Genomic DNA, 22,376 nt, shown 5'->3' with positions numbered 1-22,376 from the left:
CACAATGTCCAAACAGATTATGGTGCCGGATATCGGTGCTGATGAAGTTGAAGTCACTGAAATCATGGTTGCCGTTGGCGACAAGGTAGAACTGGATCAGTCCATCATCTCCGTGGAGGGCGACAAGGCCTCCATGGAGGTACCCGCCCCGCAGGCCGGTATCGTCAAGGAGATCCTGATCAAGGTGGGCGACAAGGTTGCCACCGGCAGCGCCATCATGGTCTTCGAAGAAGCAGGGGCGGTTGCTGCCGCCCCGGCTCCGGCCGCCGCTGCTCCGGCCCCGGTTGCTGCTCCGGCGGCGACCGCCGCGCCGCAGGATGTCTTCGTGCCGGATATCGGTGATGACGAAGTGGCCGTGACTGAGATCATGGTCGCAGTCGGTGACATGGTGGAAGCCGAGCAGTCCCTGATCACCGTGGAAGGCGATAAGGCCTCCATGGAAGTGCCGGCGCCGTTCGCCGGTCGCGTCAAGGAGATCAAGGTCGCCGCTGGCGCCAAGGTCTCTACCGGCTCGCTCATCATGGTGTTCGAAGTAGCTGGCGCCGCGCCGGCTGCTGCGGCGGCCCCGGCTCAGGCGGCCGCTCCGGTTGCGGCGGCCCCTGTGGCTGCCGGTGCCAAGGACGTCAATGTGCCGGATATCGGCGGTGACGAGGTCGAAGTGACCGAAATCATGGTTGCCGTCGGTGACAAGGTCGAGGCCGACCAGTCCCTGATCACCGTGGAAGGCGACAAGGCCTCCATGGAAGTGCCGGCTCCGTTTGCCGGTGTGGTCAAGGAGATCAAGGTGAAGGCGGGTGACAAGGTCACCACCGGCTCGCTCATCATGGTATTCGAAGTCGCGGGCGCCGCACCGGCGGCTGCCCCGGCTCCGGTTGCCGCAGCTCCGGCTCCGGCCGCTGCCGCACCGGTCGCCGCCAAGGCTGAAGAGAAGGGTGACTTCGTGGCTAACGACGCCTACGTCCACGCCTCGCCGGCGGTGCGTCGCCTGGCGCGCGAGTTCGGTGTCAACCTGGCCAAGGTCAAGGGCTCCGGTCGCAAAGGCCGCATCGTCAAAGAGGACGTGCAGGCTTACGTGAAGGACGCCATCAAGCGTGCCGAGTCTGCCCCGGCGGCGGGTCAAGGCACGGGCAATGGCATGAGCGTGCTGCCGTGGCCGAAGGTCGATTTCACCAAGTTTGGTGAAGTGGAAGAGGTCGAGCTGACTCGCATCCAGAAGATCTCTGGCCCGAACCTGCATCGCAACTGGGCCATGATCCCGCACGTAACTCAGTTCGACGAGGCTGATACCACCGAGCTGGAGGCGTTCCGCAAGGAGCAGAACATCCTGGCTGAGAAGCAGAAGCTGGATGTGAAGATCACCCCGCTGGTGTTCATCCTGAAGGCGGCCGCCAAGGCGCTGGAAGCCCATCCGCGCTTCTGTAGCTCCCTGTCTGAAGACGGCAGCAAGCTCATCATGAAGAAGTACATCCATATCGGTGTGGCGGTGGATACCCCCAACGGTCTGGTCGTGCCCGTGGTGCGCGATGTGAACAAGAAGGGCATCATCGAGCTGTCGCGCGATCTGGCCGAGATCTCCAAGAAGGCCCGCGCCGGCAAGCTGACCGCGGCCGACATGCAGGGCGGTTGCTTCACCATCTCCAGCCTGGGTGGCATCGGCGGTACCAGCTTTACCCCGATCGTCAACGCGCCGGAAGTGGCCATCCTCGGTGTCTCCAAGTCCGAGATGAAGCCGAAGTGGAACGGCAAGGAGTTCGTGCCGCGCCTGATGCTGCCGCTGGCGCTGAGCTACGACCACCGCGTCATCGACGGTGCCGATGGAGCCCGCTTCATCACCACTATGAATGGCGTACTGTCCGACATTCGTCGACTGGTCCTGTAAGTGAGAGGGCGGGCCCACGGCTCGCCCTTTTTACTTCTCAATTCGTTAACAGGATTGTAAACTTGCCCCGGTTTTTCTAGCGCTGACAGCCCACCGATATGGCATTTCATACTGCGCTGTCCGGGGATATAAGAACGACAAAGAGGTCATGATGAGTAAAGAAATCAAAACCCAGGTCGTGGTTCTGGGTGCTGGCCCTGCCGGTTATTCTGCTGCCTTCCGTGCAGCCGACCTGGGCCTCGATACCATTATCGTCGAACGTTACTCCACCCTGGGTGGCGTCTGCCTGAACGTGGGTTGCATCCCCTCCAAGGCCCTGCTGCACGTGGCTAAGGTGATCGAAGAGGCCAAGGCTCTGGCCGAGCACGGCATCGTCTTTGGCGAGCCCAAGACCGACATCGACAAGATCCGCCTGTGGAAAGAGAAGGTCATCAACCAGCTGACCGGTGGTCTGGCCGGTATGGCCAAGATGCGTAAGGTGCAGGTGGTCAACGGCTTCGGTAAGTTCACCGGCCCGAACACCCTCGAGGTGGAAGGGGCGGATGGCAAGACCACCGTTACCTTCGACAACGCCATCATTGCCGCCGGCTCCCGTCCGGTGAAGCTGCCCTTCATCCCCCACGACGATCCGCGCGTATGGGATTCGACCGACGCGCTGGAGCTGACGACCGTTCCGGGCAAGCTGCTGGTACTGGGTGGCGGCATCATCGGTCTGGAGATGGGGACCGTTTACTCCTCCCTGGGCTCTGAGATCGACGTGGTCGAGTTTGCCGACCAGCTGGTGCCGGCGGCCGACAAGGACATCGTCAAGGTCTACACCAAGCGCGTGGCCAAGAAGTTCAACATCATGCTGGAGACCAAGGTCACCGCCGTTGAAGCCCGCGAAGACGGCCTGTACGTCTCCTTTGAAGGCAAGCAGGCGCCGAGCGAGCCGGTACGTTATGACAACGTGCTGGTGGCGGTCGGTCGTGTGCCGAACGGCAAGCTGCTCGACGCCGAGAAGGCCGGTGTGGCCGTGACCGAGCGCGGCTTCATCGAAGTAGACAAGCAGCTGCGCACCAACGTGGCCCACATCCATGCCATCGGCGACATCGTCGGTCAGCCCATGCTGGCTCACAAGGGTGTCCACGAAGGTCACGTGGCTGCCGAAGTGATTGCCGGCAAGAAGCACTACTTCGATCCCAAGGTGATCCCGTCCATCGCTTACACCGAGCCGGAGATGGCCTGGGTGGGGCTGACCGAGAAGGAAGCCAAGGAGAAGGGCATCACCTTCGAAGTGGCCACCTTCCCGTGGGCGGCCTCCGGCCGTGCCATCGCCTCCGATTGCTCCGACGGCATGACCAAGCTGATCTTTGAAAAAGAGAGCGGCCGCGTTATCGGTGGTGCCATCGTGGGGACCAACGGCGGTGAGCTGCTGGGTGAAATCGGTCTGGCCATCGAGATGGGGGCTGACGCCGAAGACATCGCACTGACCATCCACGCTCACCCGACTCTGCATGAGTCTGTGGGCCTGGCTGCCGAGGTGTTCGAAGGCTCCATCACCGACCTGCCGAATGCCAAGGCCAAGAAGAAGAAATAAGCTCGCTGCGAGCCGCAATAACCGCCCTTCGGGGCGGTTTTTTTATGGGCGGGAAAGTCGACAGGCCAGCGCGGCGGCGGGCGTTTATGCTCACTGGGAGCCCATGTTTTATGGAGACCCCGATGCAGACCCCCTCCCTGCCCAAGGATGAGGCGCTGCGGCTACGCTGCCTGTTGCGCCTAGAGCTGCTCGATAGTCCACGGGAGGCGCAATTTGATCGCCTGACCCAGTTGGCCTGTGACATCTTCAATGTTCCCATTGCGCTGATTTCGCTGGTGGACCGTGAGCGTCAGTGGTTCAAATCGGCCCAAGGGCTGACGGTGCGCGAGACGGCCCGCGACTACTCCTTCTGTGCTCATGCGATTTTGGGCGACACGGCGCTGGTGGTGGAAGACGCCAGCCGGGATGAACGTTTTCGCGGTAATCCGCTGGTCGATGGGGAGCCGCATATCGCCTTCTATGCCGGCCATCCCGTGCGGGCACCGGAGGGCGCTAAGATTGGCACGCTGTGCATCATCGATCGCGAGCCGAGGCACCTGTCCGAGCGGGAGCTGCGAATTCTTGCCCAATTGGCGCTGTTGGTGGAAAGCGAGATTGCCATGCACCGGCAGGCGATCCAAGACGAACTGACCCGGTTGCTAAACCGTCGCGGGTTCGCCCTGATGGCCGGTCAGGTGTTGCACCAGTTATATCGGATCGGCATGCCGGTCAGCGTGCTGTTTCTCGATCTGGACGGGGTGCGCCACCTCAATGAACGTTTTGGTCACGGGGAGGGGGATAGGGCACTGCGCCAGTGCGCCGAGGCGCTCGGGGCGGTATTTCGCGCCTCGGACTTGTGCGCCCGCATCGGGGGGGACGAGTTTGCCGTGTTGCTGGCCGATGCCGATGAGGGGAGCGCGGCCGTGGCGGCCGGGCGCCTGCACGAGGCGTTGCTGCTCAGTGGTCGCTCGGCGGCGCTGGGGTGGGCGACTAGCCACATGCACGAGTGCCCACAGCTTGACGATCTGCTGCTACGGGCGGAGCAGGCCATGCACAGGGCAAAAAAAGGGGGCGCTTAGCAGCGCCCCTTCTTAGCTTGCCCCGGCGGGCAGAAGGTGCCGTAGCCCCCACGTCCGCTGCCGTCATTGACCCGGATCCGGGTATCGTCGACGCTGACGTCGGCACCGTGCACCCGTACCGGGCCGTGGCTGCACCCTGCCAGCAGCAGGCCGAGCAGGATCAATCCCATCTTCTGTTTCATCACATAACTCCTGGATGTGTCGCCGTCATGATGCCGTAAAGTATGGCCGAAGAAAGAGGCGGACTGAGGGGCAGCGTCATCCTCTGTCCGCTCGCTGGCGCCGCTTGCTGGACTGGCCTGAAAGGAGCCGGTGATCGGCGCCCCCAGGGATTTTTGAGTAAAGAGACGAAAAAAACAGCGTATGCCTGTGCGCTCACCCTTGCGCGGCGAAGCTTGCCCCTTATAGTAGGGGCGCCCAGATCGACTGGAAGGATGCCTCATGACTCTGTTGATGCGCGCGTGTGCGCTGCTGCTTCTGCTCGGCGGTTCGTTGTCGCTGGCCGCGGCCGAACGGCCGAAGATTGCCTTGGTATTGAGTGGTGGCGGTGCCAAGGGGGCCGCCCATATCGGCGTGCTCAAAGAGCTGGAGCGGCGGCGCATTCCGGTCGATATCGTGGTCGGCACCAGTATGGGCTCCTACGTGGCCGGCCTCTACGCCATGGGGCTCTCTGCGGACGAGGTGGAGAAGATCACCCTCGGCATCGACTGGAACAAGGGGTATCAGGATCGGGTGGGGCGCGATGAGCTCTCGATGCGTCAGAAGAAGCAGGAAGAGCTCTATCAACTGCGCACCGATATCGGCGTCAAGGGAAATCAGGTGCAGACGCCGGATGGCTTCTTCCAGGGGCAATCGATGGCGGCGCTGCTGCGCAGTGCCACCTCCAACCTACCGGTACAAACGAGTTTCGACAACCTGCCCATTCCCTACCGGGCGGTGGCCACCGACATGGAGACGGTGACCCCCTATGTGCTCGATCACGGCAGCCTGGCCAAGGCGATGCAGGCCTCCATGTCCATTCAGGGGATCCTCAAGCCGGTGGAGTGGGAGGGGCGGATCCTGGCGGACGGCGGGGCGGTCAACAACATGCCGGTGGACGTGGCCAAGGCGATGGGGGCCGACGTGGTGATCGCGGTGGACATCAGCGCCAAGCTGCGCGACAAACACGAGCTGACCTCTGGGCTGGCCATGCTGGATCAGCTCACCACCTACATGACTCAGGTGGGCACCGACAAGCAGAAGGCCCTGATGGGGGAGCGCGACATCCTTATCACCCCGGCCTTCGGCGACATGGGGATCTCCGATTTTGCCCGCATGCCGGAGGGGATCGGTTATGGCGAGGTGGCGGTGCGCCGGGTGGCAAGCCAACTCGATCGCCTCTCTCTTTCCGCGGCGCGCTACAAGGCCTATCGGGATGAGAAGCTGAGCCGCCGTGCCGAGCGCAGTGGCCTGCCTGCCTATTACATCGACAAGGTGGAGATCCACAACCAATCCTCCCTCGCCGACGAGACCATCCGCTCGGCAATGCGCATCAAGCCGAACAAGATCCAGAGCAGCGAGAATCTGGAGGCGGGGATGCGCCGTCTCTACGCCCTCGAGTCCTTTGACCGGATCACCTATCAGATAGAAGAGCGCGCTAACGAGAACGTGCTGGTGGTCGATGCCAGCGAGAAGAAGTGGGGGCCGGGTTACCTCAACTTCCAGTTTGGTTTTTCCGATGACTTCGAGAGCAATTCTAACTACAACGTGGGGGCCTCTTACACCCGCACCAACGTCAACGAGTGGGGCGGAGAGTGGCACAACGAGGCGTCGCTCGGCACCTGGAAGCACCTCAAAAGCGAGTTTTATACCCCCCTTGAGCCGTCGCAGACCTTCTTCGGTCAGGTCGCGCTGGGTTACGACAAGGAGACCCGCCGCCTGTTTCTGAACCGGCAGGGTGGGGTGCAGCCAGAGTATGACCGCAGTGGTTACCTCTATGTCGACAGCCAGTACGGCTTCTGGTCGGGCAATGCCGCCCTCGGCTGGAACAACAAGCCGTGGCAGCGCTTCAGCCTGGGCATGCTCGGCTCCACCGGTCATATCAGCATCGACAACCTGGATATCGGTGACATCCGCACCCGCGCTTGGGGCCCTTTCATCGCCATCGAGCATGACACCCTCGACAGCCGGTATTTCCCCTACTCTGGCCTGCTGCTGGAGGGCTCCCTCGGCTATATGCGGGTCAATCAGGATCTGGTCGACAGCGGCACCGAGCGCACGCGCGGCTCCAATTACGACTTCTCGCTGATCAAGCCCCTGTCGTGGGGGCGCCACAGTCTCAACCTGATGCTGGAGGCGGGGGGAACCCAGACCAATGAAACCCTGCCGTTGCTGGCCAAGGATCTGGGGGGGATGTTCCACCTCTCCGGGATCCAGCCTCATGAGCTGTCCGGCCGCTATAGCCTGTTTGGCGGCATGCGTTACATCTATCGGCTGGCGGAGAACGACTTCGGTGCCTTCCGCCTGCCGCTCTATGTGGGGGGCTCGCTCGAGCAGGGTGGGGTGTGGGACAGGGGCCGCGACATCCGCTTCGACTCCTCCTACAGTGCCGGCTCGCTCTATATCGGCAGCGATACCTTCCTCGGCCCGGTCTTCTTCGGGGTGGGAACGGCCGAGGGGGGCAGCCATGCGGTCTACCTGCAACTGGGCAGCACCTTCCGCTGATGAATGTTGTGAAGTTGTGATTGCCTTAACAGAGTCAGTATTGGGCCTGTTTCGTAACTGATTGTAAGTAAAGAGAATGCCGCCGTAGCGCCGGAGAGCGGGGCGGGAGTGGATTTTAATTAGTCGTTAAAACTTATATAGTGGGGCGCACCCTACGGGTGTCCCGCAAGGACGATCGCCACCGCGGCGACCCATAAGACCAAAGAGGAATTAGTCGTGCTTGAAACCTACCGTAAACACGTCGCAGAACGTGCCGCCGAGGGAGTTGTTCCCAAACCTCTGGACGCAGAGCAAGTTGCCGCCCTGGTCGAGCTGCTCAAGAATCCTCCCGCCGGTGAAGAGAGCTTCCTGAAAGAACTGTTGTCTGAACGCATTCCCCCCGGTGTTGACGAAGCGGCTTACGTGAAGGCCGGCTTCCTCACCGCCGTGGCCAAGGGCGAGGCCCATTCCCCGATCCTGAGCCGCGAAGAGGCGGTCACCCTGCTCGGTACCATGCAGGGGGGCTACAACATCCAGCCGCTCATCGATCTGCTGGACGACGCCGCCTTGGCCCCGCTGGCCGCCAAGGCCCTCTCCCACACCCTGCTGATGTTTGACTCCTTCCACGACGTGGAAGAGAAGGCCAAGGCCGGCAACGCCTTCGCCAAGCAGGTGATGCAGTCCTGGGCTGACGCCGAGTGGTTCCTCTCCCGCCCGGCCCTGGCCGAGAAGATGACCGTGACCGTGTTCAAGGTGCCTGGCGAAACCAACACCGACGATCTGTCGCCAGCGCCGGATGCCTGGTCGCGCCCCGATATCCCGCTGCACGCCCTGGCCATGTTGAAGATGGCCCGCTCTGGCATCACCCCGGATAAAGACGGCACCATCGGCCCCATCAAGACCATCGACGAGCTCAAACAAAAGGGCTTCCCGCTTGCCTACGTGGGCGACGTGGTCGGCACCGGCTCCTCCCGTAAATCCGCCACCAACTCGGTGCTGTGGTTCATGGGGGACGACATCCCCAACGTGCCGAACAAGCGTGCTGGCGGCATCTGCCTTGGCGGCAAGATCGCCCCCATCTTCTTCAACACCATGGAAGATGCCGGCGCCCTGCCCATCGAGGTGGACGTCTCCCAGTTGGAGATGGGCGATGTCATCGACATCTACCCGTTTGCTGGCAAGATCTGCAAGCACGGCACCGACCAGGTGCTGGCGCAGTTTGAACTGAAAACCGACGTGCTGATCGACGAGGTGCGCGCCGGTGGCCGTATTCCGCTGATCATCGGCCGCGGCCTGACCGACAAGGCCCGCGAGGCGCTCGGTCTGCCCCACTCCGAGGTGTTCCGTCGCCCGCAGCCCGTGGCCGACACCGGCAAGGGCTTCACTCTGGCCCAGAAGATGGTGGGCAAGGCGTGCGGCGTGAAGGGCATTCGCCCCGGCACCTACTGCGAGCCCAAGATGACCACGGTCGGCTCGCAAGACACCACGGGCCCGATGACCCGCGATGAGCTCAAAGACTTGGCCTGCCTCGGTTTCTCCGCCGATCTGACCATGCAGTCCTTCTGCCACACCGCGGCCTATCCCAAGCCCATTGACGTGCAGACCCATCACACCCTGCCGGACTTCATCATGAACCGCGGCGGCGTCTCCTTGCGTCCGGGTGATGGCGTTATCCACTCCTGGCTCAACCGCATGCTGCTGCCCGATACCGTGGGCACAGGTGGTGACTCCCACACCCGTTTCCCCATCGGGATCTCCTTCCCGGCGGGCTCCGGTCTGGTGGCGTTTGCCGCCGCCACTGGCGTGATGCCGCTGGACATGCCGGAATCGGTGCTGGTGCGCTTCAAGGGCGAGCTGCAACCGGGCATCACCTTGCGTGATCTGGTGCACGCCATCCCCTACGCCGCCATCCAGAAGGGGCTGCTGACGGTCGAGAAGGCGGGCAAGAAGAACATCTTCTCCGGCCGTATCCTCGAAATTGAAGGGCTGCCGACGTTGAAGGTGGAGCAGGCCTTCGAGCTGGCCGACGCCAGCGCCGAGCGCTCTGCCGCCGGCTGCACCATCAAGCTGGATAAAGAGCCGATCATCGAGTATCTGAAGTCCAACATCGTGATGCTCAAATGGATGCTCTCCGAAGGCTACGGCGATGTGCGCACCATCACCCGCCGTATCAAGGGGATGGAGGAGTGGCTGGCCAACCCGACCCTGATGGAAGCGGACAAGGACGCCGAGTACGCCGAAATCATCGAGATCGATCTGGCTACCATCAAGGAGCCGATCCTGTGCGCGCCGAACGATCCGGACGATGCCCGCCTGCTGAGCAGCGTGGCCGGCGACAAGATTGATGAGGTGTTCATCGGCTCTTGCATGACCAACATCGGCCACTTCCGCGCCGCTGGTAAACTGCTCGGCAAGTTCAGCGGCCAGTTGCCGACCCGCATGTGGATCGCGCCGCCGACCAAGATGGACAAGGATCAGCTGACCGAAGAGGGCTACTACGGCATCTTCGGTCGGGTTGGTGCTCGCATCGAGATCCCCGGCTGTTCCCTGTGCATGGGTAACCAGGCTCGGGTCGCGGACGAGGCGACGGTGGTCTCTACCTCCACCCGTAACTTCCCGAACCGTCTGGGCAAGGGGGCCAATGTCTACCTGGCTTCCGCCGAACTGGCTGCGGTTGCTGCCATCCTCGGCAAGATCCCGACCGTGGAAGAGTACCTGCACTATGCCAAGGAGCTGGACGCCACTGCGGCCGACACCTACCGCTACCTGAACTTCAACGAGATCGCCACCTACACCAAGAAGGCGGACTCGGTGATCTTGCAGCAAGCGGTCTAAGCTGCACTTAGCTTGAACAACCGGCCCATTGGGCCGGTTTTTTTATGGCGGCGCGGCGCATTCTGTCAGGCTGCTTTCACCGTTGTTGACATGCCACAAGACAGGATTGGGCCGAGTGTGGTCATATAACTTCCAGCTGCCATGGATAAAGGAGGGAAGGCGTGAATCTCGAGCTCTACTGGGTGCTTGGACTGCTGCTGGGGGCGGTCTATTTCTTTGTGACTAACCGTATTCGCATGGATGTGGTGGCTTTGCTGCTTATCGTGCTGTTTGTCTTAAGCGGTACTCTGACCCTGGAAGAGGCTCTCTCCGGTTTTAGCGATCCCAATGTCATTTTGATCGGTGCCCTGTTCGTGGTGGGTGAGGGGCTGGTGCGCACCGGCATTGCTTATCAGGTGGGAGACGCGCTGGTGAAGGTGGCCGGCAGCAGTGAAATCAGGCTGCTGGTGTTGCTAATGGTGGCGGTGGCAACCCTGGGGGCTTTCATGAGCTCGACCGGAGTGGTGGCTATCTTTATTCCGGTGGCGCTCAGTGTGGCGCAGCGGCTGGAGATCCCGCCCGGTCGCCTGATGATGCCGCTCGGATTTGCCGGCCTTATCAGTGGCATGATGACGCTGGTGGCGACCCCGCCCAACATGGTGGTCAACAGTGAGCTGATGCGCAATGGCATCAAGGGCTTTGGCTTCTTCGGCGTGACCCCGCTCGGGGTGGTGATCTTGCTGCTCGGTATCGGCTACATGCTGCTGATGCGTCACCGTCTGGTGCGTGAGCCCAGTGACAAGAAGCGCAGCAGCCTCGGCCGGCGCAGCATGCGCGATCTGGTGCGCGAATATCGTCTCGGTGGCCGGGCCCGCCGTCTGGCTATTCTTCCCGACTCCCCCCTCATCGGTCACACTCTCGACGAGTTGCAGCTACGTGCCCGCTTCGGTGCCAACATCATCGGCGTGGAGCGCTGGCGCAAGTTTCGCAGGGTGATGGTGAGCGTCTCGGCCATCTCTCAATTCCAGGCCCGCGACGTGCTGCTCATCGACATGCCCGATCCTCAGGAGGTACGCCGTCTTTGCAGCGAAGGGCGGCTTGAGCCGATGGTGCTGCGTGGCGAGTATTTTTCGGATCAGGCGCGCGAAGTGGGGTTGGCGGAGGTGTCGCTGATCCCTGATTCCAGCCTGCTTGGCAAGACCCTGCGCGAGGTGACGTTCCGTAACGTGTACGGGGTGAGTGTGGTGGGGTTGCGCCGCGATGGCAGCGCGCTGGAGGGCTGGCTGGTGGATGAGCCGCTGCGCATGGGGGATACCCTGCTGGTGGCCGGTAACTGGAGCTTCATCCGTCAGTTGCAGACCCATGTGCGTGACTTCCTGCTGCTCGGCCTGCCCGCCGAGGTGGACGAGATGGCGCCGGCCCGCAGTCAGGCGGCCTACGCGCTGATTGCGCTGGCGGTGATGGTGCTGCTGATGGTGACCGACCCGGTGCCCAACGTCATCGCGGCGCTGGTGGCCTGCCTGTTGATGGGGAAATTCCGCTGTGTGGATCTGGAGAGCGCCTATCGCTCCATCCACTGGCCGACCCTGCTGCTCATCATCGGCATGCTGCCGTTTGCCATGGCGCTGCACAAGACCGGCGGGGTTACCTTGATCGTGGATGGGCTGATGGCACTGGTAGGGGGTATGGGGCCGCGGGTGATGGTGGCCAGTCTGTTCATACTGACTGCGGTGATTGGATTGTTTATCTCCAACACGGCCACGGCTGTGCTGATGGCGCCCATCGCCCTCGGTGCGGCGCAGCAGATGGGGGTCTCGCCTTATCCTCTGGCCATGACGGTGGCGCTGGCGGCCTCCGCGGCCTTCATGACGCCGGTCTCATCACCGGTCAACACCTTGGTGCTTGGCCCAGGGGAGTACCGCTTCATGGACTTCGTGCGCATCGGTGTGCCCTTCACCTTACTGGTGCTGGCGGTATGCGTCGTGATGGTGCCGCTGCTGTTCCCATTCTGATATGAGAGGGGGGCAAGGTGCCCCCTGAGCTGAGCTGCGAGCAGAAACAAAAAAACCAGCCGTTAGGCTGGTTTTTTTTAGATGGTGGCTATGACGGGATTCGAACCTGTGACCCCCGCATTATGAGTGCGATGCTCTAACCAACTGAGCTACATAGCCGTGTGTCACCGATGTGTGTCGACAACAGAAGATGGCTGGGGTACTAGGATTCGAACCTAGGAATGGCGAGATCAAAACCCGCTGCCTTACCGCTTGGCGATACCCCAACAGCAGCGACGGCATAATAACCGACGCGCTTTAAAAGTGGCTGGGGTACTAGGATTCGAACCTAGGAATGGCGAGATCAAAACCCGCTGCCTTACCGCTTGGCGATACCCCAACAGAGATGGTGGCTATGACGGGATTCGAACCTGTGACCCCCGCATTATGAGTGCGATGCTCTAACCAACTGAGCTACATAGCCGTGTGTCACCGATGTGTGCATCGGCAACAGAAAATGGCTGGGGTACTAGGATTCGAACCTAGGAATGGCGAGATCAAAACCCGCTGCCTTACCGCTTGGCGATACCCCAACAGCAGCGACGGCGTAATAACCGGCGCGCTTTAAAAATGGCTGGGGTACTAGGATTCGAACCTAGGAATGGCGAGATCAAAACCCGCTGCCTTACCGCTTGGCGATACCCCAGCAGAGATGGTGGCTATGACGGGATTCGAACCTGTGACCCCCGCATTATGAGTGCGATGCTCTAACCAACTGAGCTACATAGCCATCACTGCTGTCAGTGCGAGTTACCTCGTCACTGTGCGGCGAGATTATGCGGATCAGGCCTTGGGGCGTCAACCCTTTTTTCCCAGAAAAATTGAAAAGCGGCGCGTTTGGCCAGTTCTTGGCCTGTATTGAACAAAACCCCGACAATTCACAGGGTTCCATGTTGCGGGAGGGGCGGTAACGGGTAAAAAAAGGGCCGGCAGAGCCGGCCCCGGAGGCGATTATACGTTGAACAGGAAGATGGTCTTGAGTGAGTCTTGATGAGTTTCATGAAGTCTCACTTTTCAATTTAAAATCTTTATTATCAATGAATTAAATGTTTTTTTGTCTCACGACGTTTCAGGTGGAATCACTGGTAGCCAGGTATTTTGTGTACGCAGTTGCGTACTCAAAATGCTATTGTGTACACAGCTTGAACAAAGGGGGCTAGGGTGGCGCTTAAGACAGATCGGGAAATCGCCAATTTGAAGGCGGAGGATGGCCAACGACAGGTGGTTGCTGTTGCCAGTGGGGCTGGTGGTGGGTTGTGTATCGAGGTTCGCAGTGGTGGGCGCTCTAAAACATGGCTTTACCGTTACCGTATCAATAATAAGGCCCGAAAATTCACATTGGGCTCTTACCCAGCTATGAGCTTGGCGACTGCGCGGGTTGAGCACGGTAAAGCTGTAGCTTTGGTTAAGGCAGGAGAAGATCCTGCGGCTGTTGCCAAAGCATCCAAAGTGAAGCGGTCTGCTATGCCGACATTTGATGCTTTTTTTGAAGAGTGGTTGGAGTGGAAGCAAGTTGCCAAGCCTGCCCGAACATCTACCGTTGAAGCCTACCGTCATACTCACCGACTATATATAAGCAAAGCCATTGGTAGTCTGTTACTGAAAGATGTGACGCGAGCAGTGTTGTTTGCTCACTTATCTAAGGTACGAGGGCGCAGTATACAGGCTGCGCGAAAGGCACTGACTATCTGTGCTCAGATGCTCGACCATGCAGTAAACCTAGATCTGATAGAGTTGAATCCTGCTAGAACCATCAAGCCATCGACAATTGGGGCTGAGGCACCACCTCCTCGTCAACGCTGGCTTTGTCGTGAAGAGATTGCACTCTTTTGGCTTGGGTTAAATGAGGGAGGCTATCATCCGGCACAGGTTAACTGCTTGCGCTTGATCTTGTTGACAGGGGCGCGACGTGGGGAGGCGACATCCATGACGTGGGATCAGATTATTGGCAATAAGTGGGTCATTCCAGCCAGTAATGCTAAGAATGGCAAAGAGCATACAATAACTCTTCATCCATTGGCTCTTGATGTGATCGCCTCTCAGAGAGCTATCAGCAGAGGTAGTTCTTGGGTCTTCGAAGCCATTCGTGAACATGATGCGGGACAGGGCCATATTGATGGAAATGCCTTACGCTGGGTGCTTAATAAAGTGAGAGCACTCACTATGCCACAAAGTGAGGTATTTACCGTTCACGATTTACGCCGTACTTTTGCCAGTTGTTGTGCTGAATATTTAGATGCAAACGAAAGTGTTATTGAACTGGCGCTTAATCATAGTAAACGTGATCGTCTTGTTGCCACCTACCAAGCAGGTAAAAGGACAGAACAGGTAACTAGATTGTTTGAGCAGTGGGGGGACTTTGTCTGCACTTTAATAAAACCAGCGCAATATAATCCAGTTAACGTTATTTCAGTTGATTTTCGAGGTCGTAATTAATAGTAGCGAGTTAAGCGTTTGCTACATGCCATATTGATATTTTTGAACCTTATCCTTAGTGATGAGTTTATTAAGGCGTTTGAATTTTTATTGTTAAATTATTTAGGTGAGTTAGATGTGTTCAATCCACATGATTTTTCCCTAAGAGTAACCCTCTGATGAGACAGAGATCTGAGTACACCTGAATGACAGTTCTGTTGCTACTTGATCATGTTTTCAAGAACTACCTTGTTCTGAGCTATCAGGTTGGAGAGTGGAAGGTAAATTGAACTCATCATTTTATCTTAAGAGGATGCATATCGAGTTCATGGTCGCTGTAAAGTTTAGTGTCTATAGATTTTAAAAAGGCGGACTAGTGTCCGCCTTTTTTTATTTGTTCATATTCTGCCTGTATTAATCTAATTATTACTTCATTTTTTCTTCTGTCAGTTTTAATGCAAACTTCATCTAGCATGCTAATTATTTTTTCTGGCAAGACAACACTAACTGATTTTTTCCCATTGTTCTTGTCACGAAATGATTTTTGTGACCAGGCTGACTTCATTTTTCTAAGCATCAGCTCTCTGGCAGGTGGAACTTCATTTAGCAGGTCAAAGAGTGTAACAATGCAGTCTTTGGTTGCCGAAGAATTATCTCTATTGATAAACCATATTGGAGGATTATTATTTCCTGTTTTTGGATTTTCAAATAAATAACTCCATGCCCATTTGCTATCACAATTTTCCATCCATGTCTTCACATCCATTTTTTGGCCGGTACTTTGCCATCTCAATTTTAAAAATTCTACATCCTTTATTTTTTGTTCATTTGTCGCGTTGATTATATCAAAAAAAGAAATGATGCAGTTTTTTTTGCTGATATTGTTAGTTGGTGAAAGGTCTAGACTCCAGTTGTTATATACATGAGATGTCTGGGATGCTTCAAATGCGCCGTCTATTCGGATCCCAACGTCCATAGTTAAAGGTGACGCATCAGGATATTTAGTTAAAGAGCGTATGTATGCCCACACGTAATTACACAAACGATCGTTTTTTGTATCTATCCAACTGAAATTTGTTTCGTTTATACACTCAGATTTAATGCTTTTTATTACTAGTTCATGAGAGGCTGGTTGACCCATCAAACTGTTAAGGGGGGAGTCTAGTCCACAGTTAGCTCTTTTTATAAGGACGCTGCTGTTTTTAGATAAGTGGTTAACTATATCCTCATCACTTATAGATAAAGATATTTCAGCATTTAATAGTCTAAGGGCCAGCTCCCTTTCTCTTTTAGATAAAGACATAAAGGGCGGTATTTTCTGGCCATTCTCATCATAGGCTCTTTTCATAATACTATCAGCTCCGAAAATGATTATTACTAAGTAATTTAATCATGTGTTTATGTTGTTTTGTGGTTGATTTCTAAACTGTTTTATAGTGATTTGCAATGTTTTTATGAAGATTTTTGTTTCATGGTTTAGTGATCAATTGCCGTGTTTTTGCACATCACCAGCCTACTTTATTGGGTTTCGTTGAAGGTCGTGAAGCCCATTGTGTGGGGGAGTTGCATGTAATCTCTATCAACGGACAAGTTGATAGGCGCTCTTTGGTCATCACTGTGGCTTGGTAGAGGGGGCGGCATGATTTGAATCGGACGCTAATGATAGGCGCACTGGGCTTGCCAAAATACAACCGATAGGCACTCGAATGTCTATGCCAATAATTGGGTCACTTGATCCTCTGTGGGAAGATCACAAAGAGATGCCTTCAGTTGGTGAATGTTGGGGAGTGATATCTGGATCGCTAACGTTGAATACATAGCACAAGTTACATGAAGCCATCACACGCAATCACCAATGCAGAGCAATGGCAACCTGTTGGCTAGAGTGAAACACTTCATGGATACCATGTATCCTTTCCTTGGGTATAGCTATGGAACAGCGAAGGTGTAGAACTACTAGGATCAGCAATTTAGCTTAGCTCACCAAGCAGGTGTCTCAGTTCTACTAATGAGACATAGACCTATACCTTTTAAATTTCCTCTTGGGTAACGGAGTGTGTTCAAGATATATGGTTGCTGTTCCGCTATATTTTTACACGAGCGCCACGTCCTATGGACGACAAAGGAGCTCATCATGAAACTACTTAAGTTGAAAGATGTCATGGCAATGACATCACTCTCTAAGGCATCTGTTTACCGTCAGATGAATGACGGTAAATTTCCCGCATCAGTCAAGATCGGCCCAAGATCTGTTGCTTGGGTTAGCTCTGAAATAGAGTCATGGATTGAAGAGAAAATAAATCTTCGCTAGGGCTAATTTCTAAATAATAATTTGAACAAATTAGCTTGTTGCTCATGCTACAAGTCTTGTCCTATCTGGGATAAGAGTTTTCAGGCTGGTTTGATATTCAATGCATTTATGTAGGCAATAGTAATATATGTTTTAAGTTGAATGGATGTGTATATTTAAATGCAATGACACCTTCATTGAACATATATTGACAGTCTATGAATCGGCCTGCTTGAACCATGCTAAGCAATAGCCATCGCTTATCATGATAGTTTAATTGATCTATTCCGTATTCAAAGAAAGTGTTAATCGCATCTATACACAAACTATCCTGGTGATTACACCAGTTAATAGACCGTGTTTGAAACATACTACGGCACTATCCGCAAAATATACCCATCACGATTTAAACCTTCAATGTCTATCAAAAATCTATTGGGAGAGTTCAAATGTCTATTTCTATAGAAGAGTATGTCCTGCTTGCTCAGCAGTTCTACGAAGGGCGGAACTATAGCTTTAATGTGGATAATTTAGAGAAAATCCTCTCTGTATCGGAGAGAGCTCTTAAGCATTACCCCAGAGTGTTTGCTTTTCGAGTTGATCTCCGTTTTCAACAAGACCCTGCTTTTGGAATGTATTTAGCATTAAAACCTGAGGCGGGCTCAAGGATAATTAAAGAGTTCTTCTCTAGGCTTAAACGGCTCATTGAGTGCGATGAGTCAGAACGACGTTATGAAGGCAAAAGGGTTCATTCGACTGAGATTAGATATGTTTGGGCTAGGGAGCAAACAGCCGGTGCTCCCTGTCCTCACTATCACATGATGTTTTTTTTAAATAGGGATGCTTACTACAAATTAGGTAATTATGAATCTGAAAGAATGAACCTTGCTAATAAAGTAAGAGTAGCGTGGCACAGCGCTGTGAGTGATGAAAATATCTCTCTGCAAGATTGTAAAAAAATGGGATTGGTGCATTTCCCCAAGAATGCTGAGTATCTCATTGAGCGGAATGATACCGAGTCACTCAAGAAGATGCTTGTGCGGGCAGCCTATCTGGCTAAAAACGAGACAAAGAGACGCGGAGAAGGATACCGCTGTTTCGGGGGGAGTAACATTTGAAGGCTGATTGGTGTTGATAAAAAGACTTTTACTGCAGTTTTAGATGGCATCAGATCCGGGAGCAGAAACTCCCGGATCTGTTAAGCTAACCCTCATTTGTTATCGCATCAGTTGGAGTAACCCATGGCAGTTATTCCCCTCCATTCACCCTGACCCACGCTATGTTGAGTCGAGTGGCGGAGATCGCTGAGTTGATGGGGCAGTGGCGGTTTGCTCAGAGCTCCCAGGTGCCAATGCTGCGTCGGGAGAATCGGATCCGCACGATACAGGTATTGCTGGCTATCGAGCCCCCTGAGTCTGGAACAGATGACTGTAGTGACTGGCGGCAAGGGGGCTACCTCGCGAGATCCAGGAAGTGCGCAATGCCGTTGTTACCTATGAAGCTATGTCGAACTGGACTTAATAAAGCGTATGTGAGACCCGACAGAGTTTTGTTGATTTCTAAGTGATAGTCTCGTCAAAATTATCAATCAGTCAGCTACAGGATGGAACATCTCTATTAGTTGAGCAAATGTTTGCAAATATTTTCGCGATGCAAGGATGCCATGATGAGTATTACTAGCCTATCCAATGCAGGTGGGCCTGCAGCAAGGCAAGGCTTCAAGTATCAAGACCACGTTGCCGTAAGCTTCATTTTCAAGATGCTCCGCGATAGCAGCTACTCCCAAGTGGAGTGCGAGACAGCAGACGATATCGTCGCTGTGTTCCATTTTTCGGGGGCGCTCTTCAATGAGTACATCCAAGTCAAGACCACTGAAAGTGACAGAAAATGGAACTGGCAAGAGGTCATCGCGTTGGACGGTACCAAGGCCGATTCTTCGCTGCTACATAAATCGCTGAAATGCGACAAGCGCCCTGGCCTTGCCCGCTTCCGAATAGTGACCAAGCGCGATGTCGCAACCATTCTTGAGGGCTTTAAGGTTGAGTTGGAGAAGCGGATGTTGCCTGACTCAACTACAGAACGAGGTGCTGTGCTGGTCAAAAAATTCAAAAAGTTTGTTTCACCGCAGAAACGAAATTTCTCCTACTGGGCTGATAACTGTGTCTGGCAGGTCTACGGCGATGTCGAGGCGTTGGAGGCGGTCAATATCAAGGCTCTGTCCCAGCTTGCAGAAGGGCTCGGAAATCGACCCAACTACACCCAACTTCAGGCGATTTACGACGAATTCTTGGAGATGGCCGACAAGGCGGCCACCGCCAACGTGAAGACAGCTGCCGCATCAAAAATCATTCTTCGTGAGCCAGCACTAGCACACTTGAAAAAGCTATTGGACGAGGCTGATGACAAATCAACAGCCACCTCCAAACCTTACAAAAAGCGCCCAGATCCCTTCTTGGTCGAGTTTCACGCAAGCACCGAAAAGGGACTGCTGCATTCATTTTCTGGCTTTGACGTGAAGTATTCGCTGAAAAAATGGCGGCACGAGAACTTCGCAAAGCACCTCATCGAATGGCTGCCCGAGTTTTCCCTGAAGGCCAGCGAGATCGTCAATATCCTTGCGCACAACGCCGAAGCGATTCTCGCCCGGTCAATTAGCACCTTCAGCGACAGTGACCTACCGCGCGACAGGCTCATCGCGGAACTTATTCTCCACGCCATTCTGCGCAGTCGCCAAAACAGCGAGCCGATTGCGTGTAAAGTCTTTTACAAATCCGCCGGCAAGCTTTCGGAGTTTGGCAACGCCCATATCGTTCAGATACCTGGCCAGGACAATCAGTTATGGCTAGGCCTTGCTCGCCTAATCAAAGCAAACTCCATGGATGCAACACTGGAGCAGATCTGCGAAGTCCTTGACGAGACGATCTCAGAAACGGTGCTGTCGGCAGAGCGCGAAATCATCATCTCTCTGCGCGAACCATTGCACCACCAGCCAAAAGCAGATGCCTTCAACCAGGCCTTGCACCGCAATTCGCCCGTTGATGACATGCTGAATGTCCTCTGCTTCCCCATCCTGTTGACCTACGACAGCGAAGCGCTTTCGTCAGGATGGCTCGAGGATTACATCAACAACCTCAAGACTGAGATCGAGACCCACTTCAGCACCTTCACCACACAACTGCCGGAGAACATCAAGCAGGTGAAGGTAATGGTTTTTCTGGTGCCAATGGAAAGTATTGAGCTGCTGATCAAGGCTTTCAACGCTCGCTGCGAAAAGCTAGAAGAGCTACAGGCATGAGCTGATTCTTGCTATTTGGTTTGCGCAGTAGAACGCACAAGAAGGGGAAGATATCCCGAGCGGGTCATCTTGCCTCGGAGATCTCAAGGAATGATGCAGTCATGAACTACGAAACGATCAAGAACAAGCTGGCAAAACTTGGTGGTAAAGGTGCATCGACGACCGATGTACTGCTGGCCATCAATACCATCGTCAACAGAAGCAACTCTGAGTGGGAAGGTCGCGACCTAGTGATACGAGCACTCGACAAGTTGAACCTTTTCGACGTAGTCGAACAGTCGCTGTTGCTCAACATGGTACGCGCCGTCGGACTATTCCCCTACATCACGCCTCACCTCAACAACATGGCGCTTTCTGACCGCCTGGCTTATGAGGCGCACAGGGTTGAAGGTGTTGAACAGGGCATGGTGTTTCACCATCTGCAGGCCCACGTTTTCAGCTTGATCATGCAAGGTCGGAACGTGGTGCTCAGTGCATCCACAAGCGTTGGAAAAAGCCTCGTAATCGATGCTGTACTGGCTCAGCGACGATTCAAGAAAGTAGTAGTGATCGTTCCGACTATTGCGCTGATCGACGAAACTCGTCGGCGCTTGGTTAAGCGTTTCAAGGATTTTAACCTGATCACACACCCCAGCCAGGAAGCCGTGCCAGACAGGACCAACGTCTACCTCCTCACCCAGGAGCGCGTTATCCAGCGTCTTGATCTTGCGGACGTGGAGTTCTTCGTTTTGGACGAGTTCTACAAAATCGATTTGGCGAACGACACAGACGAAAGTACCCGTGCTGTTGATCTGAGCCTTGCCTTCCACAAGCTTGCCAAGACTGGTGCTCAGTTCTACATGCTCGGGCCACATATCCAGAAAATCTCTGGTTTGGATGGTTACGAGTACCACTTCATCCCGTCCGACTACAGCACCGTCGCGGTCGATATCCAGAACTTCAATCTGGGGATGCGCTCCGAAGAGCGAAAGGAAAAGCTGCTGGAGCTGGTTAAAACCCTGGACTCACCCACACTGATCTACTGCCAGGCTCCACCTAGTGCGAACAGGGTCGCCGAGTATTTGATCAAGGAAGCTGGGCTGACCTCTGTGCCGGAGACGCAAGAGATCGCCGCATGGATTTCCAAGCACTACCATCCTGAATGGAACGTAGCCAAAGCGATCTCTCTTGGCATCGGGATTCACCATGGTGGAGTGCCGCGCGCACTACAGCAGTACATCGTCAAGCTGTTCAACGAGGGCATCATCAAGCGGATCATCTGTACGTCTACGATGATCGAGGGCGTTAACACTTCGGCAGAAAACGTGATCATTTACGACCGTCGCCTGAACACCTCGACGTTCGACTACTTCACGTACAAGAATATTTCAGGCCGCGCAGGCCGTATGAACAAATACTTCATTGGCAAGGTATTTATGCTCGAAGCTTCGCCTCCTGAGGAAGGGCTGACAGTCGAGTACCCCATAGGTCATCAGGATGAAAGCTCCCCTATGGGGCTGCTAATGCAGTTGGAACCTGAGTACCTGACCGATATCTCGCGTGGCAGGCTGCAGGATGCTTACGCCAACCCGTTGTTGTCACCAACAACCCTGATCGAGAACCGGCACATTCCGATTGAGCGGCAAGTCGAGGTGGCGGAAACGATAATTCGAGATCTGCCGAACAGCCGACAACTGTTGGGTTGGAAAGGTATCCCTGAGCCTAACCAAGTCAATTACCTATGTGAGCTGGTCTACAGCCTGGAGGGTGGTAACCTGATGGATTACGGGATATCGTCCAGCTCGCAATTGGCTTGGCACATCAATGAGATCCGAACTCAGAAAAACCTGCCTGCGTACTTACGAGACGCGGTAGATAATCGACGACAAGACCACACACCCAGCGAAGCAATCAACCTACGCCTGAAATTCATCAGGAATATGGTTTGCTTCCGATTGCCTCGGGACATTATGGCCGTCAACAAAATCCAGGACGACTTGTTGGCACAAAGAGGGATAGAGCCGGGTGACTTCAGCTTCTTTGCTGAGCAGCTTGAAAATATGTTCCTCGACCCGCTACTCACAGCGTTGGACGAATACGGAATTCCCACTCAGATCTCGACCCAGATCAAGAACCTCATCTTGCCATCGGAACATCTGAACGACTTACTGGCGAAACTTCGGGCCTTGGCACCAAGAATAGAGCGCCTTCAACTGACTAGCTTTGAAAAAAGCTTGATGCGTTGGGCTGTCTCCGAAATATAGTGTTCAACAACAGAGTGTCTAGAAAACCCGGGGAGATTCAATCTAGGATTTTTGGAGACGTACTTTTGTT

13 protein-coding genes, 7 tRNA genes and 1 pseudogene are annotated in these 22,376 nt (G+C 55.1%); 12 read left to right on the top strand and 9 right to left on the bottom strand.

Annotated features, from left to right (window positions below):
* Nucleotides 1-4 precede the first annotated feature (4 nt).
* The 3 genes from aceF to FE240_RS14100 all read left to right on the top strand — a co-directional run bounded on the left by aceF (nucleotide 5) and on the right by FE240_RS14100 (nucleotide 4,516).
* The gene (gene aceF, locus FE240_RS14110; protein WP_193001815.1) at nucleotides 5-1,879 is read left to right on the top strand and encodes a pyruvate dehydrogenase complex dihydrolipoyllysine-residue acetyltransferase; all 1,875 of its coding nucleotides are present in this window, start codon (nucleotides 5-7) and stop codon (nucleotides 1,877-1,879) included.
* Nucleotides 1,880-2,030: 151 nt separating this feature from the next.
* On the top strand, nucleotides 2,031-3,458 hold the full coding sequence (gene lpdA, locus FE240_RS14105) for a dihydrolipoyl dehydrogenase (protein ID WP_193001813.1): 1,428 nt from the start codon (nucleotides 2,031-2,033) through the stop codon (nucleotides 3,456-3,458).
* 122 nt (nucleotides 3,459-3,580) lie between these two features.
* The gene (locus FE240_RS14100; protein WP_193001811.1) at nucleotides 3,581-4,516 is read left to right on the top strand and encodes a sensor domain-containing diguanylate cyclase; all 936 of its coding nucleotides are present in this window, start codon (nucleotides 3,581-3,583) and stop codon (nucleotides 4,514-4,516) included.
* Here the strand turns inward: FE240_RS14100 and FE240_RS14095 are convergent.
* Nucleotides 4,513-4,698: a hypothetical protein gene (locus FE240_RS14095; protein WP_042047845.1), complete on the bottom strand. Its 186-nt coding sequence runs from the start codon at nucleotides 4,696-4,698 to the stop codon at nucleotides 4,513-4,515. The genes FE240_RS14100 and FE240_RS14095 overlap by 4 nt on opposite strands.
* Before the next feature lie 259 nt (nucleotides 4,699-4,957).
* Here FE240_RS14095 and FE240_RS14090 point away from each other — a divergent pair, with 259 nt between their 5' ends.
* The 3 genes from FE240_RS14090 to FE240_RS14080 all read left to right on the top strand — a co-directional run bounded on the left by FE240_RS14090 (nucleotide 4,958) and on the right by FE240_RS14080 (nucleotide 12,024).
* Nucleotides 4,958-7,219 carry a patatin-like phospholipase family protein gene (locus FE240_RS14090; protein ID WP_193001808.1) on the top strand — a complete coding sequence of 754 codons (2,262 nt, stop codon included), beginning with the start codon at nucleotides 4,958-4,960 and terminating at the stop codon, nucleotides 7,217-7,219.
* 216 nt (nucleotides 7,220-7,435) lie between these two features.
* On the top strand, nucleotides 7,436-10,033 hold the full coding sequence (gene acnB / locus FE240_RS14085) for a bifunctional aconitate hydratase 2/2-methylisocitrate dehydratase (RefSeq protein ID WP_193001806.1): 2,598 nt from the start codon (nucleotides 7,436-7,438) through the stop codon (nucleotides 10,031-10,033).
* Nucleotides 10,034-10,194: 161 nt separating this feature from the next.
* Entirely contained in the window at nucleotides 10,195-12,024 is a 1,830-nt protein-coding gene (locus FE240_RS14080) for an SLC13 family permease (protein ID WP_193001804.1), read from the top strand.
* A gap of 82 nt (nucleotides 12,025-12,106) precedes the next feature.
* Here FE240_RS14080 and FE240_RS14075 read toward each other — a convergent pair.
* From FE240_RS14075 to FE240_RS14045, 7 genes are all read right to left on the bottom strand, one after another.
* Nucleotides 12,107-12,183, bottom strand: a tRNA-Met gene (locus FE240_RS14075).
* 32 nt (nucleotides 12,184-12,215) lie between these two features.
* Nucleotides 12,216-12,290 (bottom strand) — tRNA-Gln (locus FE240_RS14070).
* 38 nt (nucleotides 12,291-12,328) lie between these two features.
* Nucleotides 12,329-12,403 (bottom strand) — tRNA-Gln (locus FE240_RS14065).
* A gap of 7 nt (nucleotides 12,404-12,410) precedes the next feature.
* Nucleotides 12,411-12,487, bottom strand: a tRNA-Met gene (locus FE240_RS14060).
* A gap of 34 nt (nucleotides 12,488-12,521) precedes the next feature.
* A tRNA-Gln gene (locus tag FE240_RS14055) sits at nucleotides 12,522-12,596 on the bottom strand.
* 38 nt (nucleotides 12,597-12,634) lie between these two features.
* Nucleotides 12,635-12,709, bottom strand: a tRNA-Gln gene (locus tag FE240_RS14050).
* 7 nt (nucleotides 12,710-12,716) lie between these two features.
* Nucleotides 12,717-12,793, bottom strand: a tRNA-Met gene (locus tag FE240_RS14045).
* Between the two features lie 431 nt (nucleotides 12,794-13,224).
* Here FE240_RS14045 and FE240_RS14040 point away from each other — a divergent pair.
* Nucleotides 13,225-14,499: a tyrosine-type recombinase/integrase gene (locus FE240_RS14040; RefSeq protein ID WP_193001802.1), complete on the top strand. Its 1,275-nt coding sequence runs from the start codon at nucleotides 13,225-13,227 to the stop codon at nucleotides 14,497-14,499.
* Nucleotides 14,500-14,851: 352 nt separating this feature from the next.
* On the opposite strand, the gene FE240_RS14035 is transcribed toward FE240_RS14040, so the two are convergent.
* Nucleotides 14,852-15,826, bottom strand: coding sequence for a hypothetical protein (locus FE240_RS14035; protein ID WP_193001800.1), 975 nt, complete (start codon nucleotides 15,824-15,826; stop codon nucleotides 14,852-14,854).
* Between the two features lie 472 nt (nucleotides 15,827-16,298).
* Between FE240_RS14035 and FE240_RS14030 the strand changes: the two are divergent.
* The 5 genes and pseudogenes from FE240_RS14030 to FE240_RS14010 all read left to right on the top strand — a co-directional run.
* Nucleotides 16,299-16,429, top strand: a pseudogene (locus FE240_RS14030) (IS630 family transposase); the annotation flags it as partial.
* 183 nt (nucleotides 16,430-16,612) lie between these two features.
* Nucleotides 16,613-16,789, top strand: coding sequence for a helix-turn-helix transcriptional regulator (locus FE240_RS14025; protein WP_013724060.1), 177 nt, complete (start codon nucleotides 16,613-16,615; stop codon nucleotides 16,787-16,789).
* A 428-nt stretch (nucleotides 16,790-17,217) separates the two neighbouring features.
* A complete protein-coding gene (locus tag FE240_RS14020; RefSeq protein ID WP_193001798.1) occupies nucleotides 17,218-17,886 on the top strand; it encodes an inovirus Gp2 family protein in 669 nt (222 codons plus the stop codon).
* Nucleotides 17,887-18,434: 548 nt separating this feature from the next.
* Nucleotides 18,435-20,063, top strand: a complete 1,629-nt coding sequence (locus FE240_RS14015) for a HamA C-terminal domain-containing protein (protein ID WP_193001796.1) — start codon at nucleotides 18,435-18,437, stop codon at nucleotides 20,061-20,063.
* 101 nt (nucleotides 20,064-20,164) lie between these two features.
* Entirely contained in the window at nucleotides 20,165-22,306 is a 2,142-nt protein-coding gene (locus tag FE240_RS14010) for a DEAD/DEAH box helicase (protein ID WP_193001794.1), read from the top strand.
* Nucleotides 22,307-22,376: the final 70 nt, after the last annotated feature.

Origin of the sequence: Aeromonas simiae, from assembly GCF_014892695.1 — a bacterium.
Classification (GTDB): Bacteria; Pseudomonadota; Gammaproteobacteria; order Enterobacterales; family Aeromonadaceae; genus Aeromonas; species Aeromonas simiae.
Note: the sequence above shows the minus strand (reverse complement) of the source record. Positions and strands in the feature narration are given on the sequence as shown.